Raw genomic sequence first — 18,978 nt, forward strand, 5'->3', positions numbered from 1 at the left:
TCAGGTCTCCAGTCGCCTCTTAGCGCGGCGTGCGGGGCTTGCCCCCCGGCGCGCGACCGCTGGTGCCCGACGGGCCGGCCGGCTTGCCGCCGCCGGTGCGGGGCGGCCGCGTCTCGCGGCTGCTGCCGCTCGCGCCGAAGCCGCGTGGCTTGAAGTCGCGCTTGGCGCCCTCCGGGCCAGCCGCCGTGCGCGGCTTGTACTCGCGCTTGGGACCGTCGCTGCTGCGCGCCGGCGCGCCGTCACGCGGCGTATAGGTGCGGGCCGGACGGTCGCCGTCTTCGCGGGGCGTATAGGCGCGCGCCGGGCGGTCGCCGTCCTCGCGAGGCTTGTAGGTCTTCTTGGGATGGACGGTGCGGGGCGTCGCCTTGGCCCAGCCTTCCTTCTTGGGCGGCCGCTCGCGGCGTTCCACTGCGTCGGCCTGGGCCGTCTCGGCGGCGCGGACCCGGCTGGGCTTGCGCGACGGGTCCGACATGGCCGAGCCGGAGTTGCCCTTGAGGATCGGCGTGGACACGCGACGACCGGGGATGGGCGCAGGCGTCTCGACCGTATTGCCGGTCGGCAGGTTCTCGGGCCGGATGTAGTCGGCCAGCAGCTCGCGGATCACACGCGGCCCGATCTCCTCGACCGACCCGACAGGCAGGACGTCCAGGCGGAACGGACCATAGGCCAGGCGGATCAGGCGGTTGACCGTCAGGCCGACGGACTCCAGCACCTTGCGGACTTCGCGGTTCTTGCCCTCGGTGATCGAGACCGAGATCCACAGGTTGCTCGGCGTGCGGCCGTCCTCGGATTTGCTTTCCTTGGCCTTGTCCAGCGTCGCCACCATGGGACCGTAGGAGATGCCCTCCACCACGGCGCCGTTCTTCAGCTCGTCCAACTGCTCTTGGGTTATTTTACCCCGCGCCCGCGCCCGGTACTGACGCACCAGCCCGGCCGAGGGCAGCTCCATCGCCCGGCTCAGCTCGCCGTCGTTGGTCAGCAGCAGCAAGCCTTCGGTCGACAGATCCAGCCGTCCGATCGAGATCACGCGCGGCAGTCCGGCCGGCAGGGCGTCGAACACCGTCGGGCGACCCGTCGGATCCTTGTGGCTGGTCAGCAGGCCGGCGGGCTTGTGATAGCGCCAGACGCGCGTCGCCTGGGTCGAGCCCATGGGCTTGCCGTCCACGGTGATCACGTCGTCGCGCGTCACCAGGGTCGCCGGCGTATCCAGGATGCGGCCGTTCACCGCCACCTTGCCCAGGCCGATCAGACGCTCGACCTCACGGCGCGAGGCGATGCCCGCGCGGGCCATGGTCTTGGCGATTCGCTCGGCGCGCAGGGGCGTTTCGGGCGTCTTGGACTTGCCGCCCTTGTCGCTGCGGGGCCGGTCAGGCTTGTCGCCGAACCGCTTGGGGCCGTCTTCGCGAGGGCTGCGTGGCTTGTCGCCATAGGATTTCGTCCCGTCGCCGCTCTTGCGGGGACCGGAGGATTTAAAGGGCCGGGGCGACCGTTCGTCTTGACGGGCGCGGGGCTTCTTGTCGTTGTCGTCTGTATGGCGGACCATGATGAGCGGTTCATGCGCATGGCGCTGGACCAAGCGCAAGCGGCGGCGGACGCAGGAGAGGTGCCTGTGGGTGCAATTCTTGTCGATCCTGCCTCAGGTGAGGTAATTTCGACCGGCGCCAATGGTCCCATCGCGTCACACGACCCCACCGCCCATGCCGAGATCGTCGCCATGCGTCGCGCGGCGACGGCGCTCGCCAACTACCGCCTGACGGGCCTGACCCTCTACGTGACGCTGGAGCCGTGCGCCATGTGCGCCGGCGCCATCAGCCACGCCCGCATCGGCCGCGTCGTCTGGGCCGCCGACGATCCCAAGGGCGGCGCCGTCATCCACGGCCCTCGCCTGTTCGAACAACCCACCTGCCACTGGCGCCCGGCGACGGACTCAGGTCTTCTGGGCGAAGAGGCGTCCACCCTGCTCAAGTCCTTCTTCCGTCAACGGCGGGGAACGGCGGCGGGCGGCGCACGTTAGAACGCCGCGAAAAGCTGCGCTGTTGGGCGTCGCCGTGGAGGGAATGTCGTTGTTCAAGCCGGATCTGCCGCAGTCGATCGTCTTCAGCGGCCTCGCAGCCCTCGCCCTTTTGACCGCCTGCGGTCCCGACCCCGACAGGGCGCCCACCACCGGCGACGAGGTCAAGGAACGCGCCATCGACGCCCAGACCGCCCGCCAGCGCACCGGCGCCGAGATCCAGGACCGAACCCTGAACCGCGTCGTCCACACCGTCTATCTGTGCGACAACGGCGAGCGCCTGTCGGTCGATTTCGATAATCCGCGCCAGATGGCGACCATCCGCAACTCATCCGGCGAGGCCATCGACCTGTATCAGGAACGCGCCGCCGACGGCATCTGGTACCGCGCTTCCAACGTCGAACTGCGCGGCAAGGGCGTCCTCGCCACCTGGTCCGTCGAAGGCCGCCAGCCGACGCAATGCCGGGCGGTGGACTGATCGCGACCTTGCTAAATGAGCAAGCGCTGCCATGGCTTGCCCCGGAGATGGCAAACGGCGATACGCAATCCATGAACTGGCTCAAGGACATGGTGAGTGGAAATCTGAAGTTTTCGGGTCGCCTCTCGCGGCGACGTTTCTATCTCTCGCTCGCCACGTTCTATGGCTTTGGCCTCCTTCTGACGCCTCTTCATTTGATTGGCGCCGTTGCTCCGAACTTGACCGCCGTCAACATCGCTGTGCTCATCTTCGGCGTCGTGATGGGCTGGTATTTGCTAGGGGCGTTCGTGCGGCGGCTTCACGACAGGGGGCGCAGCGGGTGGTGGCTCGTCTGCTTCTTTGGTCCGCACATTCTCGCCGTCTCGGCCCTTTCGAGACTTCCTCTCGACAGGCCGGCAGTCGTCATTCTTGCGATAGTCGGCGCTGTCTTCTTGGTCGCGCCATTCTTCGTCTGGGGCCTGATCGAGATACTCTTTCTGCGCGGCAATCCCGAAGCTAATCGATTTGGGCCAAATCCACTGGCTGACATCTAGATCGTCAGACAGCTAGGACTTTCAACCGCCAACCTTCGATCCAGCCCGTCGCGCACCGCGGGCCAGTCGTCGTCGATCACGGCGAACATGGCGGTGTCGCGCGCCCGGCCGGTCCAGGTGATCTTGTGCTTCCTCAGCACGCCTTCGGCCTTGGCGCCCAGCTTGAGAATGGCGGCCTGACTCTGGGCGTTGACGGCGTCGGTGATGATCTCGACCCGCACCGCGCCTGCGTCGAAGGCGTGGCCCAGCAATAGCCGCTTGCAGGCCGGATTGATCGCCCCGCCTCTCGCTTCTGGCCGATAAAAGGTCGAGCCGATCTCGCAGCGGCGATAGGCCGGGTTGATTTCGTACAGGCTGGTCGTGCCGACCACCGCACCATCGGACAGCCGCCGCACCGCATAGGCGATCCTTGTGGCGGCCTGCATCGCCGCCAGGGCCGCCGTCCACCAGGCCTCGAAATGCGCGCCATAGGCCGGGGCGACCATGATGTCCCAGGACGCGGCGTCGCAATCCAGCGCCGCCCGCACCTCGCCCTTCAGCCCGTCCTCGAACGGCTCCAGCCGCACGAACCGATCCTCCAGCGCGACCGTGGCGATCCGCATCACGCGGTCGCGCCTTCCTCGATCAGGAAGGCACGCACCTTGGCGGCGTCCACGCCCTTGGCGACGAAGGCTTGGCCGATGCCGCGCGCCAGGATCAGGGTCAGCGCCCCGCCCTCGGCCTTCTTGTCGCCCGCCATCAGGGCCAGCAGCCGGTCGGCCGCGAACGTCCCCGCCTGCGCCAGCCGCGTCGGCAGGCCCGCCGCCGCGACCACAGCCTCGACCCGCGCCACGTCGTCCGCCGAGCACAGCCCCTCGCGCGCCGAATACCGGAACGCCATGCAACACCCCAGAGCCACCGCCTCGCCGTGCGCCAGCGCGCCCTCGTCGAACCCGACCTCGGTCTCGACCGCATGGCCGAAGGTGTGGCCCAGGTTCAGCAGGGCGCGCCGCCCCGCCTCCTTCTCGTCCTCGCCGACCACCGCGCTCTTGATCTCGACCGAGCGGATCACCGCCCGCTCCAGCGCCGCCGGATCGCCGGTCGCGCCCACCGCGCCTTCGCCGGCCAGCCAGTCGAAGAAGGCCGCGTCGCAGATCAGCCCGTGCTTCAGCACCTCGGCCCAACCGGACTTCACCTGACGCTCCGGCAGGGTCGCCAGCACGTCGATGTCCGCCAGCACCAGACGCGGCTGATGGAAGGCGCCGACCAGGTTCTTGCCGCGCGGCGTGTCGATGGCCGTCTTGCCTCCGACCGACGAATCCACCTGGGCCAGCAGGGTCGTGGGAATCTGCACGAAGTCGACGCCGCGCATGAACAGCGCCGCCGCCAAGCCCGCCAGGTCGCCCACGACCCCGCCGCCCAGGGCGATCACCACGTCCTTGCGGTCCAGCCCGATCTCCAGCAGCCGATCCAGCACCCGCTCCAGCTGGGCGAAGGACTTGGATCCCTCCCCGGCCGGCACCGCCACGATCTCGCTCTTCACGCCCGCCGCCGCCAGCGACGCCGTCAGGGCCTGGGCATGGATGCCCGCCACCGTCTCGTCGGTGACGATGACCGTCCGCCCCTTGGCCAGCGGCGCGACATAAGCGCCCGCCTGGGCCAGCAGGCCGCGTCCCACCACCACGTCATAGGCCGCAAAGGCCCCGCCGCTGACCGGAATGATCGTCACGTCTTCGTCTCCGCGCGGCGTCTGTGGCGCCAGTGTCGGCGCAGGTTCTTGTGAATGGCGTCCACCGCCTGGCCGTGTGAGCCCTGGCCCACGTCCACCATCACGTCCGCCTCGCCATAGATGGGATAGCGGGTCTCGGCCAAGCCGGTCAGCACCTCCAGCGGGTCCTTGCCGCGCAACAGGGGGCGCGTGTCGCGCCGCGCCACCCGTTCCGCGATCACCATCAGATCGGCCCTGAGCCAAACGGTGTCGGATCGCGCCTTCAGCAGGGCGCGCGTCTCGGGGTTCATCATCGCCCCGCCGCCGGTGGCCAGCACGATGGGCGGCCCTTCCAGCAGGCGGCGGATCACCCGCGCCTCGCCCGCCCGGAACTCGGCCTCGCCCAGAGCGGCGAAGATTTCCGACACCGTCATCCCGGCCGCCGATTCGATCTCCACATCCCCATCGGCGAACGGCAGCCTCAGTCGGCTGGCCAGCCGACGCCCCACCGACGATTTGCCCACCCCCATCAGCCCGACCAGGGCTATGGTGCGGGTCGGTCCCGGATTCGCGCGCCGCCTCATCCGGCGGCTCCGGCGGAACGGTCGGTCGAAAGGACGGCGAAGGCGGCGGCTCGGGCAGGCATGATCCAGGAAACCTCTACACCAAGCCTGACCTTGCGCCATCCGTTCGACGGCAGGTTCGCGCGATGACGCCCCAGATCGAGGCCTTTCTGGAGATGATGGCCGTCGAACGCGACGCCTCGCCCCACACCCTGTCCGCCTATGGCCGCGATCTGGCGGACGCCCAGACGGCGCTGTCGGACGCCGGCGGCCTGATGAAGGCCGATGCCGAGGCGGTCGAGGCCTGGTTCGCCGACCTGTCGCGGCGCGGCCTGTCCGCCGCCACCGCCGCTCGCCGCCGGTCCTCCGCGCGCCAGTTCTATAGGTTCGCCCTGGCCGAGGGCTGGCGCACCGACGATCCGTCGCGCCGCCTCGACGCGCCGAAACAGGGGCGGTCCCTGCCCAAGGTGCTAAGCCGCGACGAAATCGACGCCCTGCTGGCCGCCTCGGCCAGCCGAGATGCGGCGGCGGGCCTGCGCCTGATCGCCCTGGTCGAGATGGCCTACGCCTCGGGCCTGCGCGTTTCGGAACTGCTGGGGCTCAAGGTCGAGGCCATCCGCCGCGACCCCGCCTATCTGATCGTGAGGGGCAAGGGCAACAAGGAACGGCTCGCGCCCCTGAACACCGCTGCCCGCGAGGCCATCAAGGCCTGGCTGACGGCACGCGACGAGAAGCGCAAGCCCGACGCGCCCGACAGCCCTTGGCTTTTCCCCTCCTCCGGCCGCACCGGCCACCTGACCCCGCGCCGCTTCGCCCAACTGCTGGACGAGGCCGCGATCACGGCGGGCATCGACCCGGCCCGCGTCAGCCCCCACGTCCTGCGCCACGCCTTCGCCACCCACCTGCTGGAAGGCGGCGCCGACCTGCGCGTCGTCCAGACCCTGCTGGGCCACGCCGACATCGCCACCACTCAGATCTACACCCACGTCGCCACCGACCGCCTGGCCCAGGTCGTCCAGCAAAACCACCCCTTGGCGCGCGACGACTGACAGCGCATATTCAGGCCATGGCGCATTCATTCTACGTCAAGGCGATCTGGGACGCTGAGGCCAACGTTTGGTACAGCGAGTCCGACATTCCGGGCCTCGTCCTTCAGACGGACACGCTGGAAGAGTTCGAGGATCTCATCAGGCATTTCGCGCCCGACCTCCTCGCCTCCAATCTGGACATCCACGAACCCGTCGCCATTCGTTTCGAGGCGTCACGGCAACTCGATCTGGTCGCAGCCTGACCATGGCGTTGCGACTTTGCTGCCCGCGCGAGAATCGGTTTTAGATTCGATTTCCGGGGGCGATTGATGGTTCAGGACTACTATCGAGACCTGACGCTGCGGCTTAGAGATGCTGGCTTCGAGCGCGTTCCAGGCGGAAAGGGCAGTCACGAGAAGTGGCGCAATGCAGCAGGTCGCCAAGTCACCGTTCCCTCCAAGCCGATGCGGATTATGGCCAACGAAATCCTCAAACAGGCCGGTTTGCCAAAGGCCTTCTGAACCGCCGCTTGCCCGGCGGCGTTGACCTCTCTAGGTTCCCCCGCCTTCCCTAAGGGCGCTCTTGCCCGCTTGCAGTTCCCGGACGCCTTGATGGCCACGCACTATCTCGACTTCGAAAAGCCGATCGCCGATCTGGAAGCCAAGATCGAGGAGCTGTCGCTGCTGTCCGACGCCTCGGGCGATTTCGACAATGAGATCGAGGGCCTGCGCAAGAAGGCCGAACAGCTGCGCAAGAAGACCTACGCCGGTCTGGATCCCTGGATGAAGACCCAGGTCGCGCGCCACCCGCAGCGGCCGCACTTCATCGACTATGTCCAGAGCCTGTTCACCGACTGGAACGAGTTGCACGGCGACCGCCAGTTCGGCGACGACCAGGCCATCCTGGGCGGTCTGGCGCGCTTTCGCGGCCGTCCGGTCGTGATCATGGGCCATGAAAAGGGCCACGACACCGCCACCCGCATCACCCACAACTTCGGCATGGCCCGACCCGAGGGCTATCGCAAGGCCGTGCGCCTGATGGACATGGCCGAGCAGTTCGGCCTGCCGGTCCTCAGCTTCATCGACACCGCCGGCGCCTATCCGGGCCTGGGCGCCGAGGAGCGCGGCCAGGCCGAGGCCATCGCCCGCTCGACCGAGCGTTGCCTGACCCTGGGCGTGCCCTCCATCGCCACCATCACCGGCGAAGGTGGTTCGGGCGGCGCCATCGCAATCGCCGCCGCCAGCCGCGTGCTGATGCTGGAACATTCGATCTATTCTGTCATCTCGCCCGAAGGCGCGGCCGGCATCCTGTGGCGCGACGGTGCGCGGGCCAGGGACGCGGCCATGGCCATGAAGATCACCGGCCCGGACCTGATGGGCCTGAAGATCGTGGATCGTCTTATCGAGGAGCCGGTCGGCGGCGCCCACACCGACCGCGACGCCGCCATGGCCAATGTCGGCGACGTGCTGGCCGAGGAGCTGAAAGGTTTCGAGGGCCTATCGCCCCAGCAGATCAAGAAGCGTCGCGCCGACCGGTTCTACGCCATCGGCGCCTTCTGACGGAACAGCGTTAACGCAGCGTCCACCATCGTCTGCCACGCTGTGACCTTCACTGGAGCGCATCGGGGTTTGCGACCGGCCATGATCACTGCGGCGCGACCAAACCGAGCCTGTCAGGCATGAGCGGCGGCGAGTCCCTGCGCGAAAGCGCCGTCTTCAACCTGGGCGGCGCGGTCACAATGATCGTCGATGATTCGCCCTTCTCCCTGACGCTGACATCCAACGCCCTGACCGGCTTCGGCATCCGGCCGACATACGCCTGCGGCACCGGGACAGAGGCCAAGAAGCTGCTGACCGACAAGCCTATCGACCTGCTGGTTGTGGACACCGACATGCCCGACATCGACGGGTTCGAGCTGGTGCGCTGGCTGAGGCGCTCGGGACCCAACCCCAACGCCTTCACCCCCGTCATCATGACGGCCAGCCATATCCGGCGCGGTCGCGTCGCCGAGGCGCGGGATTGCGGCGCCAACTTCGTCGTCACCAAGCCCTTCAGCGCGGCCATGCTGCTGGAGCGTATCCTGTGGGTCGCGCGCGACAGCCGCCCCTTCCTGGAGGTGGGCGACTATCTGGGGCCGGATCGCCGGTTCCGACACAGCGGCTATGAGGGCGTCGAACGCCGGGCTGACATGCTGCGCAAGGCCAATGCGATGGAGAGCCTGGCCCTATGACCGTCATCACGCACAACCAACGCCGCTCTCGCCTGTCCGAGATGTTGGACCGGCCGGGCGGCGTCAGCGTCGGCGTGGCCCTGGCCCAGGCCAAGGCCAATCTGGACGCCTTGCAGGGCCAGGCGCGCGCCATCATCGCCGACAACATCGCCGTCCTGCTGGCCAAGCCCGATCCCGGCCTGATCGAGCCGATGCGGCTCGACCTGGCCTATTCCGCCTCCAGCCAGATCATCGATGCGGCCAGCCCGTTTGCGATGGACGACCTGTGTACGGCGGCCAAGGGTCTGTGCGACCTGCTGGACGCCGCGCCGCGCCAGGGCGGATTCGACTGGCGCATCGCCACCGTTCACGCCCAGGCGATGAAGGTCCTGCTGTCCCTGCCGCCCGAGGAGCAGGCCGCCCGCAGCGCCATCTTGAGCAATCTGCACGAAGTCCTGCGCCGCAAACTGCCCGCGAGCGATCAGTCCGCGACCTGAGACGTCTTGCCGGCGCGCGTCTGCTTGCGCCACAGGGCGGCGTATTCCCCGCCCTGCCGCGCGACCAGCTCATGGTGCCCGCCGCGCTCGACGATCCGCCCGGCCTTCAGCACCAGGATCTGATCGGCGTCCGCCACGGTCGACAGCCTGTGCGCCACCACCAGGGTCGTGCGGCCATGACGCGCCTTTTGCAGGGTCTTCTGGATCGCCGCTTCGGTGCGGCTGTCCAGGGCGCTGGTCGCCTCGTCCAGGATCAGGATGCAGGGATCTGCCAGCAGCGCCCGCGCTATGCCGACGCGCTGGCGTTCGCCGCCTGACAGCTTCAGCCCGCGCTCCCCGACCCGCGTCTCCATCCCGTCCGGCAGGCCGCGAATGAAGTCAGCCAGTTCGGCCGCCTCGGCCGCCGCCCAGACCTGGGCCTCGTCCGCATCGGGTCGCGCGAAGGCGATGTTGGCGCCCAAGGTGTCGTTGAACAGGGCCACGTCCTGCGGCACCAGGGCCACGGCGGCGCGCAACGACGCCTGCGTCACCTGGCGCGCATCATGGCCGTCGATGAGCACGCGGCCTTCCTGCGGATCGAGCAGACGCAGCGCCAGTTTGACGATAGTGGACTTGCCCGAGCCGGACGGCCCGACCAGCGCGGTCGTCGTGCCGGGCGCGGCATAGAAACTGACGTTCTCCAGCCCATTGGCGCGCGCATCGTGGCGGAAGCCGACGTGCTCGAACCGAACGGAGGCGCCACGCGCATCGACCGGGCGCGGCAGGGCCAGCGCATTGGCGGCGTCCGCGACCTGGGGCGTCTGACGCGTCACCTTCAGCATCTCCTCCATGTCGATGAAGGACTGGCGGATTTCCCGATAGGCGAAGCCCAGGATGTTCAGCGGCGCATACAGCGAGATCATGATCAGCACCGCCGCCGTCACGTCGCCCGGCCCCATGCGCCCGGCCGCCGCCTCGAAACCGGCCATCACCGCCATGACGCCCAGCCCCAGGTTCATCACCAGGGCCTGCATCCCGTTCAGCATGGCCAGCGAGCTGTTGGCCTTCAGCGAGGCCTCGGCATAGTCGCCCAGCGCCCGGTCATAGGTCTGGGCCGCACGCGTCTCAGCGCCGAACGACTTGACCGTCTCATAGTTCAGCAGGGCGTCGACCGAGACGCCGGCCGCCTCGGAATCCGCCGCGTTCATGATCCGGCGATGCTCCAGCCGCCAGTTGGACATGGCGAACGTGGCGGCGGTGTAGATCACCACCACGACCACCGCGACGGCGGCGAACCGCCAGTCGTATTTCGCGCCCAGCACCCCCGCCGCCAGCACCAGCTCGACCCCGGTCGGGATCAGGTTGAAGGCCAGGATGCGCAGCAGGAAGTCCACCGCCCGAGACCCGCGATCCATCGTTCGCGACAGGGCGCCCGAACGTTTGGTCTGGTGAAAGTCCAGCGACAGGCTCAGCGCATGGGCGAAGGCCTCGGCCGCAGTGGTGCGCTGGGCGGCGGCGCGCACCGGCGCGAACACCACGTCCGAAATCAAGGGAGAGGCCGCAGAGAGAAAACGCACGACCGTCCAGCCGATGGCGAAGGCCGCAAAGCCCCAGCCGACGGCCGCCGCCGCGCCCTGCCCCGCCGCCAGCCGGTTGACCGCCGCGCCCAACACCAGCGGCGCCATCACGCCCAGCCCCTTGCCCGCCAGCGTCAGCAGGATGGCGAAAGTCAGCCTCAGTTTCAGGTGCGGCGCGCCCGACCGGGCCACCAGCCGCGCAAGGTCCGCCAACGCCGTCAGCGTCGGGGGTCCGTCCGTCTTGTCCTGTAAGCTCCCTGCCTGCTGCGCCTTGACCATCGGGTCACGCCTGCCGCCGGAGCGCTCGCCTCGTATCGCCATGATCCGCATATGGAAACCCATTGCGACCGGGGAAAGGCCACGCTGGCGCGTGACCGGGGATTAGTCGCTCAACCCAGGCTGACGACGGTCTCGATCAGTTCGTCCACCGCCGCTTCCTGCGTCGCCCACGAACAGACGAAGCGCACCGATCCATCGTCGAACGGATAGCAGGCCCAGCCCAGGGCGGTCAGGCGCGCATGCGCCTCGGCCGGCATTCGCACAAAGACGGCGTTGGCCTCGACCGGATGGGCCAGCACGAAGGGCGAGCGTCCCGCGATCCCCGCCGCGAGCTTTTGCGCCATCAGATTGGCGTGGGCCCCGCCTGATTCCCAGTCGCCGCTTTCCAGCAGGCCCAGCATCGGTCCCGACAGCATCCGCGCCTTGGACGCCGTCTGCCCGGCCTGTTTCAGGCGGTTGTCCAGCCGCCGCGCCAGACGCTTGTCGAACAGTACGATGGCCTCGGCGCAGTTGGCGCCCGCCTTGGCGCCGCCGAACACCAGAACGTCCACGCCCAGGCGCGGGATGTCCTTCAAATCGAACCCGGAAGCGACCGCATTGGTCAGACGCGCCCCGTCCACATGCACGCCGTATCCCAGCGCCTTAACCGGCTCGATCAGGTGTCGCAGTTCTTCCTCGGTATAAACCGCGCCATATTCGGTAGCCTGGGTCAGCGACAGGGCCGCCGGCGGCTGGCGATGCCCCACCTCAGGCTCGACCAGTTGCGCCTGCAAGGCCAGCGGATCGATCTTGCCCGAAAAGCCCGGCAGGCCGATCAGGCCGACGCCATGGCCGAAGAAGCCCGGCGCGCCCGTCTCGTCGGTGCAGATGTGGGCGGCATTGTGCGCCAGCACCGCCTCATACGGTTGGGCCAGCATCGACAGGGCGATGGCGTTGGCGGCCGTGCCGCTGAAGACGAAACGCACCTCGGCGTCCGCATCCAGCCTCTGGCGAATCTGATCGGCGGCGCGCGCGGTGACGTCGTCGGCGCCGTAGGCTCGCGCGAACCCCTTGTTGGCCCGCACAAGGCCTTCAATAGCGCTGGGCGCCATGCCAGCGGTGTTGTCGGATCCGAAATCGTAGCGCATCAGCGGGTCGTCGCCTTCAAATCAGCCGCGTCATCCTCAACGGTCCGAACCCGGACCACCGGCATCACATCCTCGTCGCCATACGGCACGGCGACCTGATGCGGGAACGGGATTTCGATGCCGGCTGCGTCCAGCGCCTCCTTGCCGCCCTGCATCAGATCGGCCTGGGTCTGCCACCAGTCGCCGACCTTGACCCAGGCGTGCAGCGTCACCTGCACCGAACTGTCCAGCAGGCCCGTCACCCCGGTCCAGGGATGGGGATCGTGCAGCACCTTGTCATGCGCCTCGGCCATGTCGGCCAGGACGCAGCGCGCCTGGTTCAGGTCGTCGCCGTAGCCGACGGTGAAGTTGATCTCGATCCGGCGCGTCTGCTGGCCCGTCAGATTGGTCAGCGGATCGCTCAGCACCTTGGAATTCGGGATGACGATCTTGTGGTTGTTGGCGTTCGACAGTTGGGTGGTGAACAGGTCCAGCCGCTGGACCGTGCCCGACATGCCGCCCACATCCACCACGTCTCCGACGCGATAAGGCCGCAGCACCAGCAGCATGATCCCCGACGCCACGTTCGACAGCGTGCCTTGCAGCGCCAGGCCCACAGCGAGCGAAGCCGCCCCCAGGACCGCGATGATCGACGTCGTCTGCACGCCCAGGCGTTGCAGCACCGCGATCATGCCGATGATGAACACCACCACACGCACGACCTGGACGGCGAAGCTGAGAACCGTCGGGTCATGCCGGAAGCCCCGCACGCGCGACAAGGCGTTCCGCGCCGCCCTCGACGCCCATTTCGCCGCGAAGACCGTGGCGACGAAGATCAGGACGGCGATGGTCAGGTTGATGGCGAAATCACCCGCCATATCGGTCAGTTTGGCGACCATGGCGGCATCGACGGCGACGGCCTGGCGACCGGCGGCGACCGCTTCAGCGATGGGAGTGGCGTTTGAAGACATAGGCCGGGTCTAACGCGTGACGCGCCGATTGGAACCCCCGAAAGCCCGTTTTCAGGCCTTGGCGATCCGGCCGCCGCCGCTTTCGATGGCGTCCAGCAGGTCCATCACGTCGTCGATGGTGTTGGCCTCTCGCGCCGGCTTGTCCCAGCGAATGCGGCTGACGCGCGGGAAGCGCATGGCCACGCCGGACTTGTGCCGCGTCGATCGGTTCAACCCCTCGAAGGCGATCTCAAGCACCAGTCCGAAATCCCGTTCGGCCCGCACCGACCGCACCGGCCCGAACCGGTCGATGGTGTGGTCGCGCACGAACTTGTCGAGCTGTTTCAGCTCCTCGTCGGTGAAGCCGAAATAGGCCTTGCCCACCGGCGTCAACGGCCCCTCCGGCGTCCAGACGCCGAAGGTGTAGTCGGAGTAGAAGCTGGATCGCTTCCCATGCCCTCGCTGGGCGTACATCAGGACGGCGTCGATGACGTGCGGATCACGCTTCCACTTGAACCACGGCCCCTTGGGCCGGCCCGCCAGATAAGGGCTGTCCCAGCGTTTGAGCATCAGCCCTTCCGCCGCCGCCCCGACCGGCGGATCGGCCCTGAGCCGCGCCAGTTGATCCCAGTCTGCATACTCGACCACCGGCGACAGATGCAGCCGCGTGCCGGCATGGCCGTTCACCAGCGCCTCCAGCCGCGCCCGACGCTGGCGCAATGGCAGGTTCCGCAAATCTTCGCCGTCCTGGGCCAGCAGGTCGTAGGCGACCACCGCCGCCGGAAAGGCCTGCATGGCCTTGGCGTCCACCGACTTGCGGTTCAGCCGTTGCTGCAGATCCCCGAACGGCGCCACCGCCCCGTCGCGCCACACGATCAACTCGCCGTCGATCGCACCCTGAAACGCCAGAGCCTCCATCACATCGGGAAAGGCGGCCGAAATCTCGTCGCCGGTGCGGGAATAGAGCTTGCGGACATCGCTCTCCAGCACCGCCTGGATGCGGATGCCGTCCCACTTCCATTCGGCGGCGTAATCGGCGGGCGATAGTTTGGGCAGATCGACCGCCTCGTCGATGGCGACCGCCAGCATCACGGGCCGGAACCGGCCGGGCGCATCCGGGCTGGGCCGCTCCGCCCTGCCCTCCAACCAGGCGAACAGGTCGGCGTAGGGCGGCTCGACCGCATGCCAGACCTCCTCGATGGCCGAGGCGTCGAGGGCCTCCAGCGTCGTCTGCGCCTCATCCCCGTCCGGCGACGGCGGCGCCATCACGGCGTCGGGCCGCATCATCGCCGCCGCCGTCTTGGCCAGCCGCGCCGACAGCCCCACACGCAAGGCGCCTGTCATCAGCTTCAACAGCGCCCATCGCCCTTTAGGCTCCAGCGCATCCAGCCAGCCTTCCAGCAGGTCCCGCACCTCGGCCCGGCTGGCGGTCCGCAAAGCCTCGACCACCTCGGCCAGCTCCGGCTCGCGATTGGGCCGGTGATCGGGCGTCACAGGCCAGATCAACGCCACTGTCTCGGCTAAATCCCCAACATAGTCGTAGGACCAGCCGAACAGCACGCTGTCCACCCGCCCCTCGACCGCCTTCCTGATCATGGCCGGCTTGGCGGCGTCGAACGTCAGGTCGCCCGTCAGTGCGGCCAGCGCCCAGCCCCGGTCAGGGTCTGGCGTCGCCCTCAGATAATCCCTCACCAGCACCAGTTTCGCATTGCGCGAAGCCGTCAGGGACAGGCGATCCAGAAGCTCGGCGAAGGCGCGCATCGTCATCCATCTTGGGCGCTCGAAGCGTCGCCGCACCACCAGAACGAAAAACGCCCCGGAGGTTTCCCTCCGGGGCGCATCTCGGATCGGCCGTGGTTCAGTTGAACAGGCCGGCGATGACGGCGGTGATCAGACCGCCCGCGACTGCGGCCAGAACCACATCATTGCCGCTGCGGACATATTGGTAGCCACGCGGCGGGGCGCGCAGGCCATAGCGGTTGTAGTCGTTCACCACATAGGCGTTGGTCCGATAGTAGGACGGCATCCGCTGACCGTAGCTCCAGGTCCGCACCGCATAGCCGCGCGGAGGCGCATAACGCGGGGCGTTGTAGCGACGCTCGGCCCGCTGCCAGCGAGCATAAGCGCGCTGTTGTTGGCGATACTCCTGACGATCCTGGCGTTGGTCCTGACGGAACTCGCGGCGATCGTCTCGACGATCTTGGCGGTGGTCGCGCTGCTCATAGCGGTGGTCGCCGCGCGACTGGGCCGAGGCGGCGCCGGCGGCGCCCAGGGCGGTCGTTGCCATCAACGCGGCCATCGTGGCGGTGAGGATCTTTCTCATGATCGTGTCTCCATCTGCGTCGAAGGGCTTCGACTTGATCGCAGTTATGGAGCGCGGCGACTGAGGCGTGTCTGAACCGCCGTCAGCGGTCTGCATTCATCTACAGAACACGTCCTCGCCGCAATCAGGCGGCGACGGAGGTCTCGGACGGCCGCAGCGCCATCTCGCCGACCGCCTCGCGTCCGCCCCCAACCCGGCCCATCAGGGCAGCCAGGGCGCTGAAATCGATGGGCTTGTTCAGATAGGCGTCTGCGCCCGCTTCCAGCCCAGCCTCGTGATCTTCGGTGCGAGCGGATGCCGACAGGACGACGATGGGCGTGCCCGCATTCTGGCCCGCGCCGTCGCGAATAAGTCGGGTCGCGGTCAGGCCGTCCATCACGGGCATGTTCACGTCCATGATGATCAGGTCGAACGGCTGGTCTTTCGCGACCTCGACCGCCATCTGGCCGTTTTCGGCGGTCGAGGTGACGTGGCTGGCCGAACTCATCCAGGCTTCCAGGATCATGCGGTTCACTGGGTGATCCTCGACCACCAGAACCCGTAAGGATTCGCCGCCGTCGATCTCGGCGAAGATTTCGTCGGCTGCGACGGGTTTGGCCCATTCGACCACCTCGGCCTCGATTACCAGGGTGAAGCACGACCCTTCGGCCAGCCTGGACGTGACGGTGATGTCGCCGCCCATGATGTTGGCCATGCGTCGCGCGATGGTCAGGCCCAGGCCCGTGCCGCCGAACCGGCGCGTCGAGGAGGTATCGACCTGGGTGAAGGGCAGGAACAGCCGCTCCAGGTCCGCCGCCGCGATGCCCGTGCCGCTGTCCTTGACGATGAACTCGAACCGCACGCGTTGTTCCGACACGCGGTGACCGCGCACGATGTAATGGATCTGGCCCGCCTCAGTGAACTTGACCGCATTCGACAGTAGGTTCTGCACCACCTGGCAGACCCGCAGCGGATCGCCACGCACCACTGTCGGGATTTCCCCTTCCAGGGTCGAGACGAACTCCAGTCCCTTGGCTTCCGCCTGAGCCTCGAATGGACCGGTGATCCGCTTGTGCAGGCCGTCGACGGCGATATCGATCACCTCGAAATTCATCTTGCCCGCCTCGATCTTGGTCATGTCGAGGATGTCGTTCAACAGCGACAGCAGGTTGTCGCCTGAGTTGCGGATGATCGACAGATATTCTCGCTGGGTCGCTTCCAGACGCGTGGCGCTGAGCAGTTGGGCCGCGCCCAAAACGCCGTTCATCGGTGTGCGAAGCTCGTGAGAGATCACGCCCAGGAAGTTTGACTTGGCGTCGTTGGCCGCATTGGCCTTGTCGCGCGCGGCTTCCAGTTCCTCGATCAGATGGGCCTGATGTGACTGGAACGCGCGGATGCGCTCCTCGCGCAGCAGGGTCATCGTCACCAGGACGAACAGACCCGCCGCCGTGAACGGCAGGACGGCCAGCATCGACCAGAACTCGCCCGTGCCCCACAGGCTGAGGAGGATGACCACCGCCGCCGCGCCATAGGGCGACGAAATGATCAGGGCCTGACGCGGTGAACTCCGCAGTTGGGCGAACACCAGCACATAGCCGGAAATGATCAGGGCCAGCGCCAGAGGCCGCCCAAAATCGGAAGGCGAGAACCAGGCCAGCAGAGGGGCGACGGCCCAGGCGCCGGTTGTCACCGTGGCGACGATGGGGAAGATCATGCCCCAACCCGTGCCGACCCGATGGCTCAAACGCTGCTCGACCATGCCGCGCACCGAACCGGCGGCGACCGTGACGCCGAACCACAGCACCGCCTGCCACAAGCCCACCGTGCCCATCAGACCCACCGCCCAGGAGGCGATGATCATGTAGCGGAGGTACTGCGTCTGCAGGATGGCCGTCAGCGCCTGGGCTGCATCCCCGGCGCGTTGATCGCCCGGAAGCGCCTTCGCGACACCGTCTGATTCCACCATAAAGCCAGATCCCCACGTTCTGTTTGGTCCCATGACGCTAAGACGAAGGTTCTAAGACGATGTGAACGCTGTTTTTTCCTCAGGCGGCCTCGCCCGCCTCTTCCGGCGTCAACGCCTTTATCGACAGGGCGTGAACCGGGCCGGCCATCTCGTCTTTCAACAAGGCGTTCACGGCCCGTTGGCGAGCAAGGCGCGATTGCCCCTGGAAAGCGGCCGAAACGATCACCAGATTGAAGTGGCTCTCCCCGCCGGGTTTCGCATCCATCCCGCCTTCATGGTGGTGACCGGCGTGTCGCCAGCTATCATCTTCGACCTCAAGCCGTTGCGGCGAGAGCCCATCCATCAGTTTTGCACGAATAATCGTCGCGACCGGGCCTTCTGACATGATCGATTCCTTGATGCGGTCCAATTCCGCCCTACACTTCGGCTGATGTCCGCTTCCTTTCAATACAAGCCGCGCTTCACCGACATTCGGGTCAAGCCGCCCAAGCCCGAGGAAGAGGCGGCCAAGGCCGACGTCCTTCACCTCAAGCCGGGCGAGACGCCGTGCCAGTGGCCCGACTGTCGCAAGGCCGCCGCCGCCAAGGCTCCCAAGTCGCGCGAGCGGCTGAACGACTTCTACGAATTCTGCCAGCCCCACGCCGGCGAGTACAACAAGGGCTGGAACTTCTACGCCGGCATGAGTGAAGGCCAGATTCGCAACCTTCAGGAAAACGAGGCCATGACCGGCGGCCGCCCGACCTGGGAAATGCAGGCCGGCAAGTTCACGCGCGAGGCCGCCGCCTTCGCCGCCAAGATGGGCACGTCCAACACCACCGGCGCAGGCTCATGGCGCGACAGCTTCGGCCTGTTCGGGCGCAAGGGCGATCAGACGCCGCAGTCCGCCACCGAGGATCGCCGCATCGGCAAGCTTGAACGCGCCGCCTTGGCCGACCTGGATCTGGATCCCGGCGCGGACAAGGCCAGGATCAAGGCCCAGTACCACGACCTGCTGAAACGCTTTCACCCCGACACCAACAACGGCGACCGGGGCGCGGAGGCCAAGCTGCAACGCGTCATCAAGGCCTGGAAGACGCTCAAGAAGGCCGGCCTGGCCTGATCTCGCCTACTCGGCGTAGATCATCTTGCGGGTCATGCCGCCGTCCACCGTCAGCACCTGCCCCGTGACGAAGCCTGCGTCAGCCAGAAAGAGCACGGCCTGGGCGATGTCCTCGACGCGGCCGACCCGGCCGACGGGATGCTGGTCGTGATCGACGGGTCGCAGGTCGTCGTCGCCGGAAATCCAGCCCGGCGCGATCGCATTCACCCGCGTCTTTGGCCCCAGGCTGATGGCCAGGGCGTGGGTCAGGGCGACGATCGCGCCCTTGGATGCGGCATAGGCCTCGGTGTTCGGCTCCGACATGAATGCGCGCGTCGAGGCCATGTTGATGATGCTTGCGCCCTCCCGCAGCAACGGAATGGCGCTCCGGCTCATCAGGAAGGCGCCCGTCAGATGACTGTCGACCGTCTTGCGCCAGTCTTCCAGCGACAGTTCGGCCAGCGGCCCGTTGACCGGATTTGCTATCCCGCCGTTGTTGACCAGCAGGTCCAGTTCCGACCAGCCGAGTTCCTCGTAGGCCCGGGCCACCGAGGCTTCGTCGCCGATGTCGCACAGTATCTGGCGCGTATCGGTCATGCTGGCCTTCAGGTCGAAGGACGCGACCTCCCACCCGCGCGCAGCCAAGGCCTTGCAGAGGCCGGATCCGATCAGGCCTGCGCCACCCGTAACGATTGCTTTCTTCATGGTCCCGAAACCGGCGACGACCGGCTTGGT

At 67.5% G+C, this 18,978-nt stretch carries 22 protein-coding genes; 10 read left to right on the forward strand and 12 right to left on the reverse strand.

The genetic code is table 11. The annotated features are described in order from the left end of the window. Positions 1–19 precede the first annotated feature (19 nt). The gene (locus tag ACZZZD_RS04485; RefSeq protein ID WP_463433020.1) at positions 20–1,543 is read right to left on the reverse strand and encodes a pseudouridine synthase; all 1,524 of its coding nucleotides are present in this window, start codon (positions 1,541–1,543) and stop codon (positions 20–22) included. A 12-nt stretch (positions 1,544–1,555) separates the two neighbouring features. Here ACZZZD_RS04485 and tadA point away from each other — a divergent pair, with 12 nt between their 5' ends. The 3 genes from tadA to ACZZZD_RS04500 are packed head-to-tail and all read left to right on the forward strand — an operon-like array spanning position 1,556 to position 3,022. Further along, positions 1,556–2,014 carry a tRNA adenosine(34) deaminase TadA gene (tadA, locus tag ACZZZD_RS04490; RefSeq protein WP_463436083.1) on the forward strand — a complete coding sequence of 153 codons (459 nt, stop codon included), beginning with the start codon at positions 1,556–1,558 and terminating at the stop codon, positions 2,012–2,014. A 43-nt stretch (positions 2,015–2,057) separates the two neighbouring features. Beyond that, a complete protein-coding gene (locus ACZZZD_RS04495) occupies positions 2,058–2,489 on the forward strand; it encodes an MliC family protein (protein WP_463433022.1) in 432 nt (143 codons plus the stop codon). Beyond that, positions 2,471–3,022: a DUF805 domain-containing protein gene (locus ACZZZD_RS04500; RefSeq protein WP_463433024.1), complete on the forward strand. Its 552-nt coding sequence runs from the start codon at positions 2,471–2,473 to the stop codon at positions 3,020–3,022. The genes ACZZZD_RS04495 and ACZZZD_RS04500 overlap by 19 nt, the downstream gene beginning before the upstream one ends. Here the strand turns inward: ACZZZD_RS04500 and ACZZZD_RS04505 are convergent. Genes ACZZZD_RS04505 through ACZZZD_RS04515 form a run of 3 tightly spaced genes read right to left on the reverse strand, consistent with a single transcriptional unit; the run spans position 3,019 to position 5,293 of the window. Beyond that, positions 3,019–3,624 (reverse strand): GNAT family N-acetyltransferase, encoded by a 606-nt coding sequence (locus ACZZZD_RS04505; RefSeq protein WP_463433026.1) that lies wholly within the window; start codon positions 3,622–3,624, stop codon positions 3,019–3,021. The two genes, ACZZZD_RS04500 and ACZZZD_RS04505, sit on opposite strands and share 4 nt — an antisense overlap. After that, positions 3,624–4,730 carry a 3-dehydroquinate synthase gene (gene aroB, locus ACZZZD_RS04510; RefSeq protein WP_463433028.1) on the reverse strand — a complete coding sequence of 369 codons (1,107 nt, stop codon included), beginning with the start codon at positions 4,728–4,730 and terminating at the stop codon, positions 3,624–3,626. The genes ACZZZD_RS04505 and aroB overlap by 1 nt, the downstream gene beginning before the upstream one ends. Beyond that, on the reverse strand, positions 4,727–5,293 hold the full coding sequence (locus ACZZZD_RS04515; RefSeq protein ID WP_463433030.1) for a shikimate kinase: 567 nt from the start codon (positions 5,291–5,293) through the stop codon (positions 4,727–4,729). Before ACZZZD_RS04515 ends, aroB begins: the two co-directional genes overlap by 4 nt. 125 nt (positions 5,294–5,418) lie before the next feature. On the opposite strand from ACZZZD_RS04515, the gene ACZZZD_RS04520 reads away from it, so the two are divergent. The 6 genes from ACZZZD_RS04520 to ACZZZD_RS04545 all read left to right on the forward strand — a co-directional run bounded on the left by ACZZZD_RS04520 (position 5,419) and on the right by ACZZZD_RS04545 (position 9,006). Further along, entirely contained in the window at positions 5,419–6,321 is a 903-nt protein-coding gene (locus ACZZZD_RS04520) for a site-specific tyrosine recombinase XerD (protein WP_463433032.1), read from the forward strand. A 17-nt stretch (positions 6,322–6,338) separates the two neighbouring features. Further along, positions 6,339–6,563, forward strand: a complete 225-nt coding sequence (locus ACZZZD_RS04525) for a DUF1902 domain-containing protein (protein ID WP_463433034.1) — start codon at positions 6,339–6,341, stop codon at positions 6,561–6,563. A 66-nt stretch (positions 6,564–6,629) separates the two neighbouring features. Continuing rightward, positions 6,630–6,821, forward strand: a complete 192-nt coding sequence (locus tag ACZZZD_RS04530) for a type II toxin-antitoxin system HicA family toxin (protein ID WP_463433036.1) — start codon at positions 6,630–6,632, stop codon at positions 6,819–6,821. Positions 6,822–6,911: 90 nt separating this feature from the next. Then, complete coding sequence (locus ACZZZD_RS04535) at positions 6,912–7,859, forward strand: acetyl-CoA carboxylase carboxyltransferase subunit alpha (RefSeq protein WP_463433038.1); 948 nt, start codon at positions 6,912–6,914, stop codon at positions 7,857–7,859. A 119-nt stretch (positions 7,860–7,978) separates the two neighbouring features. Then, the gene (locus ACZZZD_RS04540; RefSeq protein WP_463433040.1) at positions 7,979–8,530 is read left to right on the forward strand and encodes a response regulator; all 552 of its coding nucleotides are present in this window, start codon (positions 7,979–7,981) and stop codon (positions 8,528–8,530) included. Then, a complete protein-coding gene (locus tag ACZZZD_RS04545) occupies positions 8,527–9,006 on the forward strand; it encodes a chemotaxis protein CheE (protein WP_463433042.1) in 480 nt (159 codons plus the stop codon). Before ACZZZD_RS04540 ends, ACZZZD_RS04545 begins: the two co-directional genes overlap by 4 nt. On the opposite strand, the gene ACZZZD_RS04550 is transcribed toward ACZZZD_RS04545, so the two are convergent. The 7 genes from ACZZZD_RS04550 to ACZZZD_RS04580 form a co-directional block, all read right to left on the reverse strand. Beyond that, the gene (locus ACZZZD_RS04550; RefSeq protein WP_463433044.1) at positions 8,991–10,841 is read right to left on the reverse strand and encodes an ABCB family ABC transporter ATP-binding protein/permease; all 1,851 of its coding nucleotides are present in this window, start codon (positions 10,839–10,841) and stop codon (positions 8,991–8,993) included. The genes ACZZZD_RS04545 and ACZZZD_RS04550 overlap by 16 nt on opposite strands. A gap of 110 nt (positions 10,842–10,951) precedes the next feature. Next, complete coding sequence (locus ACZZZD_RS04555) at positions 10,952–11,968, reverse strand: threonine aldolase family protein (RefSeq protein ID WP_463433046.1); 1,017 nt, start codon at positions 11,966–11,968, stop codon at positions 10,952–10,954. Next, positions 11,968–12,918: a mechanosensitive ion channel family protein gene (locus tag ACZZZD_RS04560; RefSeq protein WP_463433048.1), complete on the reverse strand. Its 951-nt coding sequence runs from the start codon at positions 12,916–12,918 to the stop codon at positions 11,968–11,970. Before ACZZZD_RS04560 ends, ACZZZD_RS04555 begins: the two co-directional genes overlap by 1 nt. A gap of 51 nt (positions 12,919–12,969) precedes the next feature. Beyond that, on the reverse strand, positions 12,970–14,658 hold the full coding sequence (locus tag ACZZZD_RS04565; protein ID WP_463433050.1) for a cisplatin damage response ATP-dependent DNA ligase: 1,689 nt from the start codon (positions 14,656–14,658) through the stop codon (positions 12,970–12,972). Positions 14,659–14,755: 97 nt separating this feature from the next. Beyond that, positions 14,756–15,220 carry an RcnB family protein gene (locus ACZZZD_RS04570; protein WP_159844718.1) on the reverse strand — a complete coding sequence of 155 codons (465 nt, stop codon included), beginning with the start codon at positions 15,218–15,220 and terminating at the stop codon, positions 14,756–14,758. Positions 15,221–15,344: 124 nt separating this feature from the next. Then, positions 15,345–17,165 (reverse strand): response regulator, encoded by a 1,821-nt coding sequence (locus tag ACZZZD_RS04575; RefSeq protein ID WP_463433052.1) that lies wholly within the window; start codon positions 17,163–17,165, stop codon positions 15,345–15,347. 79 nt (positions 17,166–17,244) lie between these two features. Beyond that, entirely contained in the window at positions 17,245–17,550 is a 306-nt protein-coding gene (locus tag ACZZZD_RS04580; protein ID WP_463436084.1) for a BolA family protein, read from the reverse strand. Positions 17,551–17,595: 45 nt separating this feature from the next. Between ACZZZD_RS04580 and ACZZZD_RS04585 the strand changes: the two genes are divergently transcribed. After that, positions 17,596–18,264 carry a J domain-containing protein gene (locus tag ACZZZD_RS04585; RefSeq protein WP_463433054.1) on the forward strand — a complete coding sequence of 223 codons (669 nt, stop codon included), beginning with the start codon at positions 17,596–17,598 and terminating at the stop codon, positions 18,262–18,264. A gap of 6 nt (positions 18,265–18,270) precedes the next feature. Here ACZZZD_RS04585 and ACZZZD_RS04590 read toward each other — a convergent pair whose 3' ends face one another. Further along, positions 18,271–18,948 carry an SDR family oxidoreductase gene (locus ACZZZD_RS04590; protein ID WP_463433056.1) on the reverse strand — a complete coding sequence of 226 codons (678 nt, stop codon included), beginning with the start codon at positions 18,946–18,948 and terminating at the stop codon, positions 18,271–18,273. Positions 18,949–18,978 lie beyond the last annotated feature (30 nt).

The organism is Brevundimonas sp. AC546 (genome assembly GCF_979258305.1).